The 17,917-nt window shown below is 64.2% G+C and carries 16 protein-coding genes and 1 pseudogene; 13 read left to right on the top strand and 4 right to left on the bottom strand.

The features are described 5' to 3' along the window. Positions 1-163: 163 nt before the first annotated feature. Positions 164-1,354 (top strand): annotated as a pseudogene (locus ACZYOF_RS35175) (xanthine dehydrogenase family protein molybdopterin-binding subunit); the annotation flags it as partial. 6 nt (positions 1,355-1,360) lie between these two features. Here ACZYOF_RS35175 and ACZYOF_RS35170 read toward each other — a convergent pair. After that, positions 1,361-2,140 carry a crotonase/enoyl-CoA hydratase family protein gene (locus ACZYOF_RS35170; protein WP_463718631.1) on the bottom strand — a complete coding sequence of 260 codons (780 nt, stop codon included), beginning with the start codon at positions 2,138-2,140 and terminating at the stop codon, positions 1,361-1,363. 140 nt (positions 2,141-2,280) lie between these two features. Between ACZYOF_RS35170 and ACZYOF_RS35165 the strand changes: the two genes are divergently transcribed. After that, a complete protein-coding gene (locus tag ACZYOF_RS35165) occupies positions 2,281-2,892 on the top strand; it encodes a TetR/AcrR family transcriptional regulator (protein WP_463718630.1) in 612 nt (203 codons plus the stop codon). A gap of 113 nt (positions 2,893-3,005) precedes the next feature. Here ACZYOF_RS35165 and ACZYOF_RS35160 read toward each other — a convergent pair whose 3' ends face one another. The 3 genes from ACZYOF_RS35160 to ACZYOF_RS35150 form a co-directional block, all read right to left on the bottom strand. Further along, entirely contained in the window at positions 3,006-4,595 is a 1,590-nt protein-coding gene (locus tag ACZYOF_RS35160) for a gamma-glutamyltransferase family protein (RefSeq protein WP_463718629.1), read from the bottom strand. 139 nt (positions 4,596-4,734) lie between these two features. Beyond that, positions 4,735-4,899, bottom strand: coding sequence for a hypothetical protein (locus ACZYOF_RS35155; protein WP_165421079.1), 165 nt, complete (start codon positions 4,897-4,899; stop codon positions 4,735-4,737). Between the two features lie 39 nt (positions 4,900-4,938). Beyond that, positions 4,939-5,580: an HD domain-containing protein gene (locus ACZYOF_RS35150; RefSeq protein WP_394568167.1), complete on the bottom strand. Its 642-nt coding sequence runs from the start codon at positions 5,578-5,580 to the stop codon at positions 4,939-4,941. Positions 5,581-5,801: 221 nt separating this feature from the next. On the opposite strand from ACZYOF_RS35150, the gene ACZYOF_RS35145 reads away from it, so the two are divergent. From ACZYOF_RS35145 to ACZYOF_RS35095, 11 genes are all read left to right on the top strand, one after another. Next, positions 5,802-6,761, top strand: a complete 960-nt coding sequence (locus ACZYOF_RS35145) for a GlxA family transcriptional regulator (RefSeq protein WP_463718628.1) — start codon at positions 5,802-5,804, stop codon at positions 6,759-6,761. A gap of 176 nt (positions 6,762-6,937) precedes the next feature. Further along, positions 6,938-7,444, top strand: coding sequence for a Dps family protein (locus ACZYOF_RS35140; protein WP_282528046.1), 507 nt, complete (start codon positions 6,938-6,940; stop codon positions 7,442-7,444). Between the two features lie 54 nt (positions 7,445-7,498). Further along, the gene (gene fdhD, locus ACZYOF_RS35135; RefSeq protein ID WP_394568165.1) at positions 7,499-8,356 is read left to right on the top strand and encodes a formate dehydrogenase accessory sulfurtransferase FdhD; all 858 of its coding nucleotides are present in this window, start codon (positions 7,499-7,501) and stop codon (positions 8,354-8,356) included. Positions 8,357-8,635: 279 nt separating this feature from the next. Next, complete coding sequence (fumC, locus tag ACZYOF_RS35130) at positions 8,636-10,072, top strand: class II fumarate hydratase (RefSeq protein WP_463718627.1); 1,437 nt, start codon at positions 8,636-8,638, stop codon at positions 10,070-10,072. Positions 10,073-10,083: 11 nt separating this feature from the next. After that, positions 10,084-10,488 carry a cupin domain-containing protein gene (locus ACZYOF_RS35125; RefSeq protein WP_463718626.1) on the top strand — a complete coding sequence of 135 codons (405 nt, stop codon included), beginning with the start codon at positions 10,084-10,086 and terminating at the stop codon, positions 10,486-10,488. 41 nt (positions 10,489-10,529) lie between these two features. Continuing rightward, complete coding sequence (gene mqo, locus ACZYOF_RS35120) at positions 10,530-12,068, top strand: malate dehydrogenase (quinone) (RefSeq protein WP_463718625.1); 1,539 nt, start codon at positions 10,530-10,532, stop codon at positions 12,066-12,068. Positions 12,069-12,086: 18 nt separating this feature from the next. After that, complete coding sequence (locus ACZYOF_RS35115; protein WP_463718624.1) at positions 12,087-13,499, top strand: cytochrome ubiquinol oxidase subunit I; 1,413 nt, start codon at positions 12,087-12,089, stop codon at positions 13,497-13,499. Between the two features lie 2 nt (positions 13,500-13,501). Further along, complete coding sequence (gene cydB, locus ACZYOF_RS35110; protein ID WP_463718623.1) at positions 13,502-14,488, top strand: cytochrome d ubiquinol oxidase subunit II; 987 nt, start codon at positions 13,502-13,504, stop codon at positions 14,486-14,488. A gap of 60 nt (positions 14,489-14,548) precedes the next feature. Then, positions 14,549-16,603 (top strand): FUSC family protein, encoded by a 2,055-nt coding sequence (locus tag ACZYOF_RS35105; protein WP_463718622.1) that lies wholly within the window; start codon positions 14,549-14,551, stop codon positions 16,601-16,603. After that, positions 16,600-16,806, top strand: coding sequence for a DUF1656 domain-containing protein (locus ACZYOF_RS35100; RefSeq protein ID WP_130578471.1), 207 nt, complete (start codon positions 16,600-16,602; stop codon positions 16,804-16,806). The genes ACZYOF_RS35105 and ACZYOF_RS35100 overlap by 4 nt, the downstream gene beginning before the upstream one ends. 89 nt (positions 16,807-16,895) lie before the next feature. After that, on the top strand, positions 16,896-17,759 hold the full coding sequence (locus tag ACZYOF_RS35095) for an efflux RND transporter periplasmic adaptor subunit (RefSeq protein ID WP_282528039.1): 864 nt from the start codon (positions 16,896-16,898) through the stop codon (positions 17,757-17,759). Positions 17,760-17,917 lie beyond the last annotated feature (158 nt).

The raw sequence follows: 17,917 nt of genomic DNA, 5'->3' as shown, positions 1-17,917 counted from the left end.
CGGGCGCCCGCCGTCCCATCCCGCGCGCTCGTCCCCCCCACCCACTGTCTCGTTCTTCTCCCCGCGGCCCCCCTCCCCCCCCCACACGCAGGAGCCCGGCCCCGCTCCCCCGCCCCCCATCCCAGGGGGGGGGGTGCCACCCGCCCCCCCGGCGGTCCCGCCGGCGGGGGGAGGGGCCAGGGGGTCGTTCCCGCCCGCCCGCGCCCTCGACGAGATCGCCGTGGCCTGTGGCATGGACCCGCTCGACTTCCGCCTCAAGAACTACGCCGAGGTCGAGCCGATCTCCGGCAAGCCGTTTTCATCGAAGGCGCTGCGGCAGTGCTATGCCAAGGGCGCCGAACGCTTCGGCTGGGCAGGGCGTCCGCTCGCGCCGCGGCAGATGCGCGACGATGATGGCTTCCTGGTCGGCTGGGGCATGGGCACAGCGACCTTTCCGGCGCTGATGTTCCAGGCGCAGGCGCGCGCCGTGATCCGCAGCGACGGCTCGGGCGTGATGGAGAGCGGCGCACATGACATGGGGCAGGGCGCCTGGACCGCGCTGGCCCAGATCGCGGCCGACGGACTCGGGCTCGGCATCGACCAGGTCGAGTTCCGGTCGGGCACGTCGGATTTGCCGGACGCGGGCATTGCCGGCGGCTCGGCCCATACCGCAACTGCCGGTGCTGCGATCCACAATGCCGGCGCGGCGGTGATCGCAAAGCTTGCCGATCTCGCGACCAATGACGAGCACTCGCCGCTGTTCGGCGCTGGCAATGCCGGTGTGATCGCGCGCGAAGGGCGGCTGTTCCGCCGCGACGATGAGGCGCGCAGCGAGAGCTATGCCGACATCCTCACGCGCGCCGGCGTCGCCGAGATCGAGGCCAGCGGCGGCGGTGCGGCTGATCCGGCGGCGCAGTCGAGCTACGCCATGCACGCGCATGGAGCAGTGTTCGCGGAGGTGAAGGTCGATCCCGAACTCGGCCAGATCCGCGTCACGCGTCTGGTGGGCGCTTTTGCTGCCGGCCGCATCATCAATCCGCGCCTGGTCCAGAGCCAGCTCTTTGGCGGCATGATCTGGGGCGTATCGTTCACGCTGCACGAGGAAGCCGTCATGGACCACCGTTCCGGCCGGATCCTGAACGCGAACCTCGCCGAGTATCATATCCCTGTGAATGCCGATGTGCCGTCGCTCGATGTGCTGACGGTCGACGAGCACGATCCGCATGTGAATGCGCTCGGCATCAAGGGCGTCGGTGAGATCGGCGTCACCGGCAGCGCCGGTGCCGTCGCCAATGCGGTCTGGCACGCCACCGGCGTTCGCGTCCGCCGCTTCCCGATCCGGATCGATGATCTCCTGACGCGGCTCCTGAATTGAGCCGCGTCACCGTCCCTGGAAGGCCGCAGCCCGCCGCTCGATGAAGGACTGAATGCCTTCGCGAGCGTCGGCGCTGTTCAGGACGCGTTCGCGGATCGACGGGATAAAGGCGATCGCGGCGGCCTCGCCGCCCTCGATATATTTCGCGGCTGCTTCCTTGGTTGCCTGGATGCCGAGCGGCGCGTTGCGTGCGATCGTTGCGGCAAGCTCCATCGCGCGGGCGATCTGCTGGCCCGCCGGCACCACCTCCTGCACCAGGCCGATCTCGTGGGCGCGTTGCGCCGTGAATTCGTCGCACAGGAACAGGTGATACATCGCATTGCCCCATCCGGTGCGCGACAGGAAGCGGAAATGCGCGCCGCCGAGGGGAGCGATCCCGCGCTTTGCTTCCATCTGGCAGAACCGGCTGTCATCGGCGGCAACGACGATGTCGCCCGCCAGCATCAGCTCGATGCCGATCGTGAACACGATGCCCTGCACCGCCGTGACGATCGGCTTCCTGCAGCGCTTGGAAAGACCGAACGCGTCGACATTGTCCTCCTTGACGTTGCGCTTCTCGGCGGTGGGGCCGAAGAATTTCGGCATGTCGAGACCGGCGGTGAAATCCTTGCCCTCGGCGCAGATGACGCCGACCCAATAGGCGTCGTTGTTGTGCAGCTCGGTCAGCGCGTCGGAGAGCTGCTCCATCATCGCCGGCGAGAAGGCGTTCTTCTTGGCCGGGTTGTCGATGACGATCTTGAAGATGTGGTCGTGTGCTTCAGTCCGGATGCTGCCTGGCGTGGTCATACTCCCTCCCTTTCGTTGCTAGCATTCGTCATCGTGCCACTCTCGCCCGGTTGCCTATGACGCTTGACATAGCCGCACATCGGGCTGGATATGTCAAGTGTCATAGTTTAGTCTGGGCGGACGAATCCCTGGAGGCGCCGATGACTTCCGACACGAGAGCCAAGATGGTGGCGGGGGCGGCCGACCTCCTGAGCCGGCGCGGCGTCAACGCCACCAGCATGCGCGAGGTGGTGCGCCATACCGGCACGCCGCGCGGATCGATCAGCCATCATTTTCCGCGCGGCAAACAGCAATTGATCGAAGATGCGATCGTCTTTGCCGGCGCACAGGTGAGCAAGCCGCTGGACCACCTGACGCGCGAGCGTGGCGCGATCGATGGCCTGCGCGCCTTCATCGCATTGTGGCGGCAAACGCTCGAACGAAGCAGGTTTCAGGCCGGCTGTCCGGTGCTCGCCGTGGCGGTCGAGCAATATGTCTCTGACACCATGGACAATGCGGGAGCGCCGGACGAAGCCGCGCAAGGCCACTTGCTCGATCTCGCCGACGGTGTGTTCGCGGAGTGGCAGCGGATCATGATCGCCGCGTTACGCCGCGACGGCGTGGCGCCGGCCCGCGCGCGGCGACTGGCCGCGCTGGTCGTCGCTTCCGTCGAGGGAACGCTCGCGATGTGCCGCGCCGCGCGCAACGCGCAGCCACTCGACGATGTCAGGCAGGAACTTGAAGCGGTGCTGTCGGCGGCGATAGCGGGCTGAATCGACCTGCGCGTCAGAGCTTTGGTTCTGATTGGATCAGAACCAAAGCTCTGATTTCTTGTTTTGACGCGTTTTCTTCACGCGAACCGGTGTCCACTTCGCTCGAAAACGCTCTACCCTTCCGCCACCGCTTCGCCCCAGGCGTGGAACGGCTCGGTGGCGCCGCTGTTGGTGGCGCCGTCACGCAGCACCACGCTGGGGCAGGCGAATTTCAGCGGTATCGTCTGTATGCGCGCTTCCTCATAGTCGAACCGTGCGCGCAGCGCCTCGCGCGCTACTGCCGGCAGCCGCACGTCGCCGATCACGATCGCGCCTTCGCTGGCATCGATTCTGGGCTGGTGGATCGCCGCATCGAGGTCCATGCCGTAATCCATCACGAAGGAAAGAAGTTGCGTCACCGCCGGCAGGATCCGCCGGCCGCCGGAGGCCCCGACTGCGAGGCGCCGGCCGTCAGCAGCCTGCGCCACGACCGGCGTGTAGTTGGTCAGGCAGCGCTTGCCGGGCGCCAGCGAGTTCGGCGTGCCCGGCGTCGGATCGAACCACATGATGCCGTTGTTCATGGTGATGCCCGTCTGCGGCGTCACGAATTTCGAGCCGAAGGTCGACAGCAGCGTTTGCGTCACCGCCGCCATGTTGCCATCACGGTCCACGACGGAGAAATGCGTGGTGCAGGCGGGCGCAACCGCTTCCGCGCCGAGCGAGCGACGGCCGTCGGCATCGCCCATGCCTTGCAGGCGTTCGCGATATGCGGTCTGCAGCGCCTGCGCATAAGCCGTGTAGGCGGCAGCATCCGGGGCAGGCGAGGGCCGCACGCTCTGCTGCAGCAGGCGCAGCGTATGCGCGAGTGTCGGCCCGGCGGTCAGTTCGGGCGCCGCATAGACGTAGCCGCCGCGATAGGGGATGCGCAGCGGCTCGCGCACATGGGCGCGGAACGCGGCCAGATCCTCGACCGATAGCGCGCCGCCGCTGTCCCGGATGTCGGCGGCGATGCTGCGCGCCAGGCCACCCTCATAGAAATCGCGCGGTCCTTCGGAGGCAAGCTGCGCCATGGTCGCCTTCAGCCGGTCCTGCGGCAGCCGCACCACCGACTTGATGCCCCATTGCGCATTTGGCGGCAGGCCGTCGTGCAGATAGGCGGTCGCGCTCGCCGGATAGCGGCGGAGGTCGGCGGCTGAGCTTGCGATCATCAGCGTGGTCCACCAGTCGACCAACAGGCCTTCGCCGGCGAGATCGACGCTCGGCTTGAGCAAGTCCTTCCACGGCAATTTGGCATGGCGGCGATGCGCCTCCTCCATGCCCGCCACCACACCGGGCACCGCGATCGAGCCGGGGCCATGCAGGTTGCGATCGTCCTTCACCCGCGCCCAGGGAAAGAGGTCGGAGGCGGTGCCGTCGCTGGTCAGCGGATAGTCCTCGATGCGAAGGCTGTTCGGCGCCCGCATGCCGTAATCGATCACTTCATAGCGGTTTTCGCGGGCGCGATAGAGCACCATCGCGCCGCCGCCGCCGATCCCGCTCATCCAGGGCTCCACCACGCCGAGCGCAAAGGTGGTCGCGACCACGGCATCGACGCAATCGCCACCCGCCGCCAGCACGGCCGCGCCGACCTCGGCGGCTCTTCGCGACTGCGAAGCGACGATGCCGCCCTTGGAGGTGACGGCCGGTTTGCGGATCTGCTGGGCGCTGGAGAACTGGTCGGACATTGCGGTGTTCAGGCCTTCTCGGAGGGAACGGATCGAGGTGGCCTAGCATGCCGGGCACCGCAGGTTAAGGCAACCAGCCGCCAGATCGGAGGTTCACGCCGAATCCGCATAGGTGGTAAAGTGTCTATTCCTTCTCGCTTCAATCGGTCCGCATCGAGGAGATCGGGTCGCTGCATGGAAAACTGTCTTCCAGCGCGACGTCGAGCCAATAGTCGAGGCGTTGCTCGATCCGTTGGCGCTGCTTCCGGAAGAAGTTCTTCTTGGGTTCAGTGCCCACCGAGCCGACGGCGTTCGTGATGGTCATGATCGGTCTCCATGCTTGATCGTTGATGCTCGGCCTTCGTCATTCCGACCATTTCGAGTTCAGGATGACGTCGCAGAAATTGATCCGGTGGTAGGTCGGGTCGCGCAGCGCCAGCACGTCCGCCTTGACGTTGCCGAAGGTCGTCTCCGGCTTCTTGATCGTCCCGGCAGCAAACGCATCGATGATGCCGTTCTTGAAGTCGTGGCCGCGCGGATGGTGGGCGCAGACCTCATGGCGCTGTGCGGCGGTGAAGGAGTCGAATTCCAGCCCCAGCACATCCATCTCGACGCCGGCCGTCACCAGCGCGACCACCGGCCGCTTGTGCTTCGGGATATCAGGCGTGGTGTGCAGCGCGATCGCGTCCCAGACGTCCTCGACATCGCGCTCATTGATGCGATGGGCGCGGAGGAATTTTGCGGCGGCATTGGCGCCGTCGACCTCGAAGCGCTCGTTGGTGCTGGCATAGGGCGCCTGCAAGCCCATGTCGTGGAACATCGCGCCGACATAAAGCAGCTCATGGTTGACCTTCAGCCCGGCGCGCTGCCCGGCCAGCGCGCCGAACAGGAAGACGCGGTTGGAATGGTGGTAGAGCAGTTCCGATTCGGTGTCGCGAACCAGTTCGTCGACTTCTCGCGCAAGCTTGCTGTCGGGAATGGTGATACCGGCAATGATCTTCGTCATGACCTGATCTCCTTATCGTCTTGGTGGATTGCTCGCCGACTAACTGATGCTTTGCGTGGGCACGAACAACGATGCCGATCCCTGCGAAACCGTCAAAACACCACGCTTTTCTGCCGATGGCGTTCGTGCAAGAAGCACCTGGCTGAAATGCATGGCCGGCTGGCAGGATTCCATGCATAGTCGTCGCGCGCATCCACGCGCGGGAACTGGATTGTTGGTCGATGAAGGCGGTCGCGCTGGCGATCTTTCCGGGAGTGCAGGCGCTCGATGTCGCAGGTCCGCTCGACGTGTTTATCGAGACGAATGGTTTCGTGGGAACGGATCGCGGCTACCGCCTCACGCTGATCGGCGCCGAACGGCAGCCGTACCGGGCGTCAAACGGGATGTCGATCACGCCGGAGATGACATTTGCCGATGCGGAGCAGGCGTTCGATCTCGCGCTGGTCGCCGGCGGACCGGAGCTTCCGACCATGCCGCCGGATCCGCGGCTTGTCGACTGGCTCGGCAAGATCGCCTCGCGCTCCCCACAATATGGCTCGATCTGCACCGGTGCGTTTGCGCTCGGCCACGCCGGCCTGATCGACGGCAAGACGGTGACGACACATTGGCAGAATGCGCCCAGTCTCGCCCGGCAGTTCCCGAAGGCGAAGGTCGAGTTTGACCGCATCTATCTGCGTGACGGGCCGCTGCTGACCTCGGCGGGCGTCACTGCGGGAATCGACCTCGCGCTCGCGATCGTACAGGATGATCATGGGCCGGAAGTCGCTCTCGCGGTCGCCAAGCGGCTTGTCGTCGTGGCGCAGCGGCAGGGCGGGCAGTCCCAGTTCAGTCCCTATCTCGTGCCGCCGGCCGAGAAGGATTCGCCGATCGCGCGCGTGCACGCCCATGTGATGGCGCATTTGCGCGAGGCGAACGGTGTCGATGTGCTGGCGCAGGTCGCCGGAATGAGCGTGCGCAGTTTTGCCCGCGCGTTCAAGCGCGAGACCAGTGTGACGCCGGCCGAATTCGTCGAAAGCGCGCGCATCGATGCCGCGCGCAACCGCCTCGAAGGTTCCGACCTCCCGCTGAAAGTGGTCGCGCATGAAAGCGGCTTCAGCAGCGCCGAGCATATGCGCGTCGTATTCGTCAAGCGCCTCGGGATCACGCCGAGCCAGTTCCGCGCGAGTTTTCGCAAAGTCTGACGCGGCCCCGTTCCGCGCGCGTTCGCAACCAATGCGGAAGATTGTCCCGAAATCCGTGCGAATCCGAAAGAGTCCGCAGGCTCTGGAAAGATACGCTTCCCGATGCACGGTATCGCAACCGTCAAGGACGGCCCGGAAACGCTGGTGCCGTCGACCAAGAAACAAGGATGGCACGAATGCTCAAGTCCACGCGCCCCGAATTGCAAAGCCCGACCGATCTGAAAGCCGACGCGACGCGCGATATCTCGGCAGCGCTCAGCGCCCTGCTGGCCGACGTGTTTGCACTCTATCTCAAAACCAAGAACTTCCATTGGCACATGTCGGGCCGCCACTTCCGTGACTACCACCTTCTGCTCGACGAGCAATCCGACCAGATCTTCGCGATGACCGACCCGATCGCGGAACGCGCGCGCAAGATCGGCGGCACCACGATCCGCTCGATCGGTCAGGTCTCGCGCCAGCAGCGCATCCTCGACAACGATGCCGACTACGTCGATCCGCAGGACATGCTGGCTGAACTGGGCAGCGACAACCAGCAGCTCACGCGCGAGATGCGCCAGGTTCACAATGTCTGTGACGAGTATGGCGACGTCGCCACCGCGAGCCTGCTCGAAAACTGGATCGACGAGACCGAGCGCCGGACTTGGTTCCTCTACGAAGCGACGCGGAACAGGAACTCCTGACCTGAGCCGCGCAACCCGAGGCGAATCCAACGCCAAACCCGAGCTGAGGTGATCATGGCCGCCAATGGTGCTTTCATCGAACGGGCCGGCCTCAACTGGCGGGGTGGCCGCGCGAGTTCATCGTCGCGGGCGGTGGCGGAGGAGACCGCCATTGCGCTGACCTTCGACGGATCGACCTATGCCGTGATGATGGCGACGCCCGCCGATCTAAAGGATTTCGGCATTGGCTTCGCCGTGACCGAGGGCATCGTTGCCCGTGCCGACGAGATCAGGAGCCTTGATCTGATCGAGACTGATCTCGGCATCGAGGTGCGGATCTGGCTTGCAGAAAATCGGACGGCGGCCTTGTTCGCGCGGCGGCGCGCCTCCGTGGGCCCCGTCGGCTGCGGGCTTTGTGGCATCGAAAGCCTTGTGCAGGCGAGGCGCGCGGTTCCCAGGGTGAAGAAGGGCGCGACGTTCGATGCACGCGATCTCTTGGAGGCCATGCGCGCGCTTCCGTCGCTACAGGACCTCAACAAGAGAACCCGCGCTGTGCATGCGGCCGCTTTCTGGCAGGCCGATGGCGGCGTCGGCCCGGTGCGTGAGGATGTCGGCCGCCACAATGCACTCGACAAGCTTGCCGGCGCGCTGATCCGTCACAACAGGTCGGTCTCGAACGGCGCCATTCTGCTCACGAGCCGCATCTCGGTCGAGATGGTGCAGAAGACGGCCATGATTGGCGCGCCCGTCATCGTCGCCGTTTCCGCGCCGACGACGCTCGCGATCAAGACCGCTGACGAAGCCGGGATCACCTTGATCGCGGTTGCGCGCGATGACGGCTACGAAGTGTTCACGCATCCAGATCGTATCGTCTTCGCACAGGGAGTGCACCGGCGTCCGGTTGAGACGGGCGATGGCTTTGCGACGGCGTGAATGCCGCCGCGGCATCGGTCCAAGTAAGTAATGAGATAACGGAATCGCGGCCGCACGCGCCGATGCGTTCGCGTGGTTTGCGCGCGCGTCCTTCTGCGGCGGCGCTCGCTCGTTCTTGCTCGTGACGACAGAGAGTTGATGAAGATTGCGGCGGCGCAGTCCTGCCATGCAATTCCGTAAAAGACGTTCGTTTCAGGAAGCCTGAACGCGGCACCGAACGTAGCCTTATTGTGAGGCGTCAATGCTTGTTTTCCGAACCGCGCGCAAAGAGAGGCTGCGATGAATGACCTCCGCAAGGAAACCGACAGTCTTGGTGAAGTCGATGTCCCCGCCGACAAGCTCTGGGGCGCCCAGACCCAGCGCTCGCTCGAGCACTTCAGTATCGGCAAGGACCTGATGCCGCGCGAGATGATCCAGTCGTATGCAATCCTGAAAAAGGCGGCCGCGAACGCCAATCATGCCGGCAAGCGGCTCGATACCAAGGTCCACAAGCTGATCGTCCATGTCTGCGACGAGATCCTGCAGGGCCAGCATCACGACATGTTTCCGCTGCATGTCTGGATGACCGGCAGCGGCACGCAATTCAACATGAACGTCAACGAGGTGATCTCGAACCGATGCTGCCAGCTCGCGGGAACGCCGCTCGGCAGCAAGCATCCGGTTCATCCGAACGATCACGTCAACATGTCGCAATCGTCGAACGACAGTTTTCCTTCCGCCATGTACATCGCGGCCGCCGTCAACGTGACGCAGCGCCTTGTTCCCGCGGTGAAGGCCCTGCACGATGCGATCGATGCCAAGGCCACGCAGTGGGACGACGTCGTCAAGATCGGCCGCACCCACATGCAGGATGCGACGCCGCTGACGCTCGGCCAGGAATGGTCGGGCTATGCCGGCATGCTCGCCGATGACCTTGCGCGGATCGAGGACGCGCTCAAGGGCGTGTTCCGGCTCGCGCTTGGCGGCACCGCGGTGGGCACCGGCATCAATGCGGCGCCGGGCTTTGCCGAGGCTGTCGCCGCCGAGATCGCGCGCCTGACTGAACTGGCCTTTGTCAGCGCGCCGAACAAATTCACCGTGCAGGGCGCGCATGATGCGCTGGTGCAGCTTTCCGGCACGCTGCGCACGCTTGCGGTGTCGCTCTATAAGATCGGCAACGACATCCGCCTGATGTCCTGCGGCCCGCGCGCCGGCTTTGCCGAACTGATGATTCCCGAGAACGAGCCGGGCTCGTCGATCATGCCGGGCAAGGTCAACCCGACCCAGGCCGAGGCGCTGACGATGATCGCGGTGCAGGTGATGGCGAACGACGTCGCGGTCGGGTTCGGCGGCGCCAGCGGCTATCTGGAGATGAACGTCTACAAGCCGCTGATGATCCACAACATCGCCCAGTCGATCACGATCCTGACCGACGGCTGCACGAATTTCCGCAGGTTCCTGGTCGAGGGCACCAAGCCGAACCAGAAGAAGATCAAGGAATATGTCGAGCGCTCGCTGATGCTGGTCACCGCGCTCGCGCCCGTGATCGGCTACGACAAGGCCTCGGCGATCGCGCACTATGCGATGGACAACGATCTCACGCTGAAAGCGGCGGCGCTGAAGCTCGGCTTCGTCAGCGAGTCGGAGTTCGACCGCATCGTCGATCCCGCCAAGATGGTCAAGCCCTATGTGGCCCAGGGCAACGCGCCGGTCAAAGCCGGCACACCGACACGCTGAAGGAGCACAGCATGATCAGATGCGTCAGGTTATGGACCGGCGAGGACAGCAATTCGCATTTCGAGGAAGGGCTCATCGATCTTGAACCCGGCCAGCGCGGCGACTGGCTCAGCAGCAAGGTCGACGTCGTCACCATCTCCTTCCAGGAGACGGCATCGGGCGGCGCGTTCGCCTGGCACACAGCGCCGATCCGCCAACTGGTGATCACGCTCTCCGGAACGCTTGATTTCCAGACCCGCGACGGCGAGCATTTCCTGCTGCATCCCGGCGACATCCTGCTGGCGGAAGACACCGTCGGCTCCGGGCATAGCTGGAAGCTGACCGACGATTCGTCCTGGCGCCGCGCCTATGTGGTGCTGCACCCCGGCGCGCATGTGCCGTTCCGCACCAAGGAGCACCAGTCGGCCTCGGCGTGAGCCGTTCAGGACAGCGACATCCAACCAGCAAGGAGACATCCATGCAGAGCACCCCCACTGGCGAGCCGGACGTCGTCCTCATTGGCGCAGGCATCATGAGCGCTACGGTAGGCGTCTTCCTCAAGGAACTGGAGCCACAGCTCACCATCTCGATGTTCGAGGTCCTCGAGGATTGCGGGCTGGAAAGCTCGGATGCCTGGAATAATGCCGGCACCGGGCACGCCGCCAATTGCGAGATGAACTACACGCCGGAGCGTGCGGACGGCAGCATCGACATTTCCAAGGCGCTGCAGGTCAACGTCGAATTCGACCTGTCGCGGCAGTTCTGGTCCTACCTGGTCGGCAAGGGCGCGATCTCGGATCCGCGCTCCTTCATTCACCCGGTTCCGCATATGAGCTTCGTGTCCGGCGCCGACAATGTCGGCTTCCTCAACAAGCGCTTCAAGGCGATGTCGGCCCATCATTGCTATGAGGGCATGGAGTATACCGAGGATCCGAAGCAGATCGCCGACTGGGTGCCCCTGGTGATGGAAGGCCGCAGTGGCGACGATCCGGTCGCTGCAACACGGATCATCACCGGCACCGATGTCGACTACGGGTCGCTGACCCATCATCTGGTTCATCATCTCGTCAGCCAGCCCGGCTGCGCTGTCCACTACAAGAGCGTCGTCACCGATCTCGTCCACGATCAGGACGGTCGTTGGCAGATCGAGGTTCGCGATACCGACACCGGCGAGAAGCGGTCGGTCAAGGCGAAGTTCGTGTTCGTCGGCGCCGGCGGCGGCGCGCTGCCGCTCTTGCAGAAATCCGGTATTCCGGAAGGCCACGGCTATGGCGGCTTCCCCGTCTCGGGAATCTGGCTGCGCTGCGACGATCCCGCGGTCAACAAGCGTCACCACGCCAAGGTCTATGGCAAGGCCGCGGTCGGCTCGCCGCCAATGTCGGTGCCGCATCTCGACACCCGCGTCATCGGCGGGCAGCACTCGCTCCTGTTCGGTCCCTATGCCGGCTTCTCGAGCAAGTTCCTCAAGCACGGATCGCGGCTCGATTTGTTCGAGTCGATCCGGCCCGCCAACGTCGAACCGCTGCTTGCGGTGGCGCGCGACAATTTCGACCTGACCGAATATCTGATCGGGCAGGTGCTGCAATCCGAAAGCCATCGCCTGGCGACGCTCGACCAGTATTTTCCGAATGCCGATCCGAAGGACTGGCGATTGCAGGTCGCCGGCCAGCGCGTCCAGATCATCAAGCCTGACGTCAAGCGCGGCGGACTGCTCGAGTTCGGAACCGAACTGGTCGGTGCTGCTGATCATTCGCTGGTCGCGCTGCTCGGCGCTTCGCCGGGCGCCTCGACCGCGGCCTTCATCGCCATCAGCGTGCTGGAGAAGTGCTTTGCCGGTGAGCTCACGGCGAATGCCTGGCTGCCCAAGCTGAAGCAGATCATCCCCTCCTACGGCATATCGCTGATCGATGATGCGGATTTCTGCCGGCGCATCCGTGCGACGACCGCCCAGGTTCTGAAGGTCGACAACATTCCACCGCCGGCCGCCACGCCGACGTCGGCAGCGCAGCGAGCTTGAGAGGACAGGAGACTTTCGATGGACGTCACGGCACTTCTTCTGTCGCGATTGCAGTTTGCGTTCACCATCTCGTTTCACATTATCTTCCCCTCGTTCACGATCGGCCTTGCCGCCTGGCTGACCGTTCTCGAAGCGATGCACATGCGTACCGGCAAACAGGTGTACCGGACGCTGTTCGAGTTCTGGCTCAAGATCTTCGGCGTCGCCTTCGGCATGGGCGTGGTGTCGGGCGTGGTCATGGGGTTCCAGTTCGGCACCAACTGGAGCGTGCTGGCCAAGATGTCGGGACCGATCCAGGGGCCGCTGCTCTCTTACGAGACATTCACTGCCTTCATGCTGGAGGCCAGCTTCTTCGGTATCCTCATCTTCGGCCGCAATCGCGTGCCGCCATGGTTCTATCTGTTCTCCACCGCCATGGTGGCGTTGGGGACGACGCTTTCGGCGTTCTGGATCATGGTCAACAATAGTTGGATGCAGGCGCCGGTCGGCTATGTCATGGAGAAAGGACAGTTCGCCCCCGACGACTGGGTCGCGATCCTCTTCAATCGCGTGGTCCGGGTGCGCTTTCCGCACATGCTGTTGGCATCCTTCCTGACCGGCGCGTTCTGTGTGGCGGCGACGGGCGCGTGGTACCTGCTGCGGCGGACCTATTACGCCGAGGCGCGGGTCATGCTGCGCATGGGCCTTTCGCTTGCGGCGGTGCTGCTTCCGATCCAACTCTTCATCGGACATCTCGTCGGCGATTACGTCCACGATTATCAGCCGGCGAAATTCGCCGCGATCGAGGCCCGCTGGCATGACGAGCAGCCAGCCTCCGAGGTGCTGATCGCGATCCCCGATCCGAGTACGGATTCCAACAAATACGCGATCAGCATTCCCGTGCTCGGCAGCATCATCGGCAGCATGAGCCTGACGTCGAAGGAAGTCGGGCTGACGACATTTCCACCGCAGGACCGGCCGCCGGTGATCATCCCGTTCTTCACCTTCCGCATCATGGTCGGCTGCGGTCTCCTGATGCTGGGACTGGCCTGGCTCGGGACCTATCTCGAGCTCAAGCATCGCCTCGAGCGCAGCCGCCTGCTGCTCTGGGGCATCTTCCTCAGCTTTCCGCTGCCATGGATTGCGATCCTCACCGGCTGGTACACCGCGGAAGTCGGCCGTCAGCCCTGGACCGTCTATGGCGTGCTGCGCACGGCTGATGCGATGACGCCGTTCCTCACCGCGTCCGCCGCCTTGACCACGCTGATCCTGTTCGTCCTGGTCTATGCGTTCATCTTTTCGTTCGGCACCTACTACATCTATCGGCTGCTGCGTGCCGGCCCGGCCGGAATTCCGACCACGGAGCCGCGCGAAGCTGCGCCGAACCGGCCAATGTCGATGGCGGACCAGCCCTCGGTCGCCGCGCGCAGCTATATCAGTGCGGGAGAATAGACATGGTGATGTTCTGGGTTGCGCTGCTCGCTATCAGTATCCTGATCTATCTCTTGCTCGATGGATTCGATCTCGGCGTCGGCATGCTGTTCGGCCTGGCGAAGAACGAGAAGGATCGAAACGAAATGCTGCATACCGTCGCGCCGGTCTGGGATGGCAACGAGACCTGGCTCGTCGTCGCGGGCGTGATTCTGTGGGGCGCCTTTCCCGCGGCCTATTCGATACTGCTCTCCGCCTTCTATATCCCCGTCATCGTCATGCTGCTGGGGTTGATCCTGCGCGGCGTGGCATTCGAGTTCCGCAACAAGGCGCTGGCCTCGCGCTGGGTGTGGGACCTGTCCTTTTCCGGCGGCTCACTTGCCGCGAGCTTCATGCAAGGCGTGATGGTCGGAGGGCTGGTCGAAGGACTGCAATTCACCAATGGCGAATATTCCGGCGGCGCGCTTGGGTGGCTGAGCGGATTTTCGGTGCTGTGCGGTATCGGCCTTTGCCTTGGATACGCGCTGCTCGGAGCCTGCTGGCTGGTGAGGAAGAGCGAGGGGTCCGTTCGCGCCACCGCGCGCCGCCAGATCCCGATCCTTGCGATCGCGGTGCTGGTGTTCCTGGTCGTCGTCTTTGCCCATGCGCTCATCGAGAGTCTTCCGATCCTGCAGCGGTGGACCGAAAGGCCGTATCTGTTCGTGTTTCCGGCGATCGGCGCCGGCGCGGCGCTGGTGCTCGCCACCAGCATCCTGCGCCATGACGATTACTGGCCGTTCCACATGGTGGTGACGATCTTCGTTACCGCCTTTGGGACACTGGCGCTGTCGTTCTGGCCCTACATGATCCCCTCCGTCATCACGATCGAGGAGGCGGCCGCGCCGCATTCCAGCCTCGCCTTCATGTTCTGGGGCGAGGGCCTGTTCGTGTTCCCACTCATGCTGCTCTACATCGTGATCGGCTACCGCGTGTTCCGTGGTAAGGTCGGTCCTATGACCGATCATTACTGATGCGGCATGAACTCGATTGAGATCAGCGCGCAGCCTGCCCGATGTGCATAGGTGAGGCAGATGACCAGGGCGGCGTCGCTCCTGCTTGATTGGACTGCGGGCCGGCTTCCAGAAGCAAGGCAGCTCGCCGACCGGCTGCGCGTCCCGGCGTCGGCGCTGATGTTCGGGTTGCGCTTGTGGGCAAGCGTTTGCCTCGCCCTTTATCTCAGCTTCTGGCTTCAGCTCGAGATTCCGTCCTGGGCTGGTGCGTCGGCCGCGATCGCCAGCCAGCCGCACCTCGGCGCGGCGCTGCGCAAGGGCTGGTTTCGCCTGATCGGGACGGCGATCGGCGCTGTGGCCATCGTGGTGCTGGCGGCACTCTTTCCGCAACAGCGGGTCGGATTCCTGCTAGGACTGGCGCTTTGGAGCGCGGCCTGCGCCTTCGTGGCCACGCTGCTGCGCAACTTCGCGTCCTATTCGGCAGCGCTCGCCGGCTTTACCGCTGCAATCGTCGCAAGCGACCTGCTTGGCGCCACCGGTGGCGCCAATGGCGAGGTCTTCACGCTTGCGGTGAGCCGCGCCAGCGAGATCTGCGTCGGCATCGTGTGCTCGGGCCTGGTGATGGCGATGACGGATTTCGGCGATGCGCCAAGGCGGCTGGCGAAGGAGATGGCTGCGCTGGCGACGGAAATCCTGGCTCAGCTCGTCGCGACGTTGTCGGAAAGGCGAGAGGGATCCCGCCGGATCGGCTTCGGTCTGGCGCAACGGATCGGCGCTCTCGATCCCCTTATGGATGAGGCGGGCGGCGAGTCCTACGACGTTCGCTATCACATGCGGGAATTAGAGTCGGCATCGACTGGTCTTCTCCGCGCGATGTCCGCCTGGCGAAGGGTGGCCGTCCATCTCGATCTGCTGCCAAGCGAAGAAGGGCGGCATGAGATCAGCCAGATCGCGCGTAGCCTTCCAACGGAGTTGACGGTGCAATCCGCCGACGTTGCGATGATCGCACAAACCGATCCGGCGCGTTTGCGCAGGTCATGTGCCGCAGCCGTACGTGGATTGCTCGCGATGGGATGTACGACGCCGTCGGTCAAGCTGATCGCCGATGAGGCGGCGCGATCGCTGCTTGCGCTTCGAAAGGCACTCAGTGGCTTGCTCGTGCTGAATGATCCCGCGCAGCCCGTTCGGGCACGGCGGCGTGAGCGACTGCCAGTCCCGGACTATGCCCCTTCGGTTCTCAATGCGGCACGCGCGTTCACCGCGATCGCCGCAGTCGAATTGTTCTGGGTCGTGACGGCGTGGCCGAATGGCGCGCTTGCCGTCGCCTTTGCGGCGATCGCGCTCACCCTGTTCTCGGCGCGGCCCGATCAGGCCTATGGCATCACCATGCTGTTCATGGTCGGCGCCGCCATCACCACCGTGCTCGCGGCCATCGCCAATTTCGCACTTCTGCCGCAGATGACATCCTTCGCCGGTCTCTGTCTCGTGATTGGGCTCGTCCTCGTTCCGGCCGGTGCGCTGATGACTCAACCCTGGCTGCCGCCGGTCTTCATCGCGCTGGTTGCGACTTTCATTCCGCTGCTCGGGCCGGCAAACCAGATGACCTACAACACGCTCGCTTTCTACAATGTCGCGCTGGCGATCTTCGTAGGACTCGGAGCGGCTGCGCTTGCGTTCCGCATGGTGCCGCCGTTATCGGCCGAGCTTCGTGTCCGCCGCCTGCTGAGTCGGACGCTGCGGGAACTACGGCGGCTTGCTACCAACCGGCTGCAACTGACATCGGAGGCGTGGGAAGGACGGATCTACAACTACCTGCAGGCGCTCCCCGAGCAGACCGAGCCGACGGCACGCTCTGATCTTCTATCGGCCCTGGTGGTGGGTAATGCCATCATCCGGCTTCGCCCCGTCGCCGGCCGCTTCGACCTTGATCAGGAGTTCACCGTTGCACTCGATGCCATCGTCCAAGCCGATACCGCGGCTGCGATCGAACGCCTCGGTCACTTCGACGGGGAGCTTGCCGCGGTCGCGCGCACGACGCCGGGATTGCCCGTCAGGGAGCGGGCGCGCGGCAGCATCCTCGTGCTGTCGGAAACGCTCGCACAGCACAAGACCTATTTCGAAACATCGCCGCCATGAGCTTTTCCGAGATCAATCTGTTTGGCGTCTATGTCGCCCCCATTTCGTTGCTGATGGTGGCGGCCTGGCTTATCCTGGTCGTGCTGCGGCGGATGGTGGCGCGTCTTGGCCTGCTGCGCCATGTCTGGCATCCGGCGCTGTTCGTGCTCGCGATTTATATTATTCTGCTTTCATGCGTGGTTCTGGTGGTGGCTGAGATATAGCGATGTCTGACGTTCAGACGCGATTGGCTGGCGAGGCGGGCGATCGGAAAGCTCTGCCGCGCCCTTCGGCAAGCGGGGCGAGCCGCAAAATGTCGCTCAGTTCCGTGATCCCGGTACTGCTCACGCTGGGCGCTGTCGCGGTGGCAGCGTTGTTCGGCTGGTTCGCGTGGGATGTCTATATGGGGCGGCCGTGGACCCGCGACGGCATGGTGCGGGCTTATGTGGTGACCGTCGCGCCGGAGATTGCCGGGCGGATCGTCAAGCTGCCGGTCGCCGACAACCAGATGGTGCACAAGGGCGACGTGCTGTTCGAGATCGAACCGGCCGATTACCAGATCGCGTTGGACGCTGCCCGCGCCCAGGTCGCGCGCGACCAGGCCGCGCTCGATTACGCGCGTGCCAACGAAGGACGGCAGGCGACGCTGCGCGGAGAAGGCTGGGTCTCGAAGGACGTCTTTCAGCAATCGGCAAGCTCGCTGCATCAACTGCAAGCCGCCGTTGCCGCGGATCAGACCGCGGTCGCCAAGGCGGAGCTCAATCTCAGCCGTGTCACCGTTCGCTCACCCGTCAATGGCTATGTGACGAATCTGCTGGCCCAGCGCGGCGACTACGCCAATATCGGCCAAAACCTGGTCTCGCTGGTCGACTCCGATTCCTTCTGGGTCGACGGCTATTTTGAGGAGACGAGCCTTGGAAGGATTCGCGACAATGATCCGACGACAATCCGCTTGATGGGCTACAGCCAACTTATCCGTGGTCATGTCGGCGGGGTCGCGCGCGGCATCACTGTCGTCAATGCGCAGCCGGGGCAGGGCGGGCTCGCTTCGGTCAACCCGATCTTCACCTGGGTGCGGCTGGCGCAGCGCATACCCGTGCATATTCACATCGACCAGGTGCCTGATGGAGTGCGCCTCGTCGCCGGCACGACCGCCAGTGTGGAGGTCGGCCGCTAGAGCGTGATGACTTTTCTTCGAATCGTCATCCCGCTCTAGCTGTGGTCTTTCAGGAGGTTGTCCATCTGGTCCGAACCGAGGAAGCTGAGGTTGCGAAGCTTCAGTGTTCCCCGGAGAGACCAGATGAACAGCCACAAGAATGCGCGTTTGACGCCCAA

It is taken from the genome of Bradyrhizobium sp. LeoA1Lang (assembly GCF_055413685.1).
The sequence above is the reverse complement of the archived record's forward strand: the minus strand, read 5'-3'. Positions and strand labels throughout refer to the sequence as shown.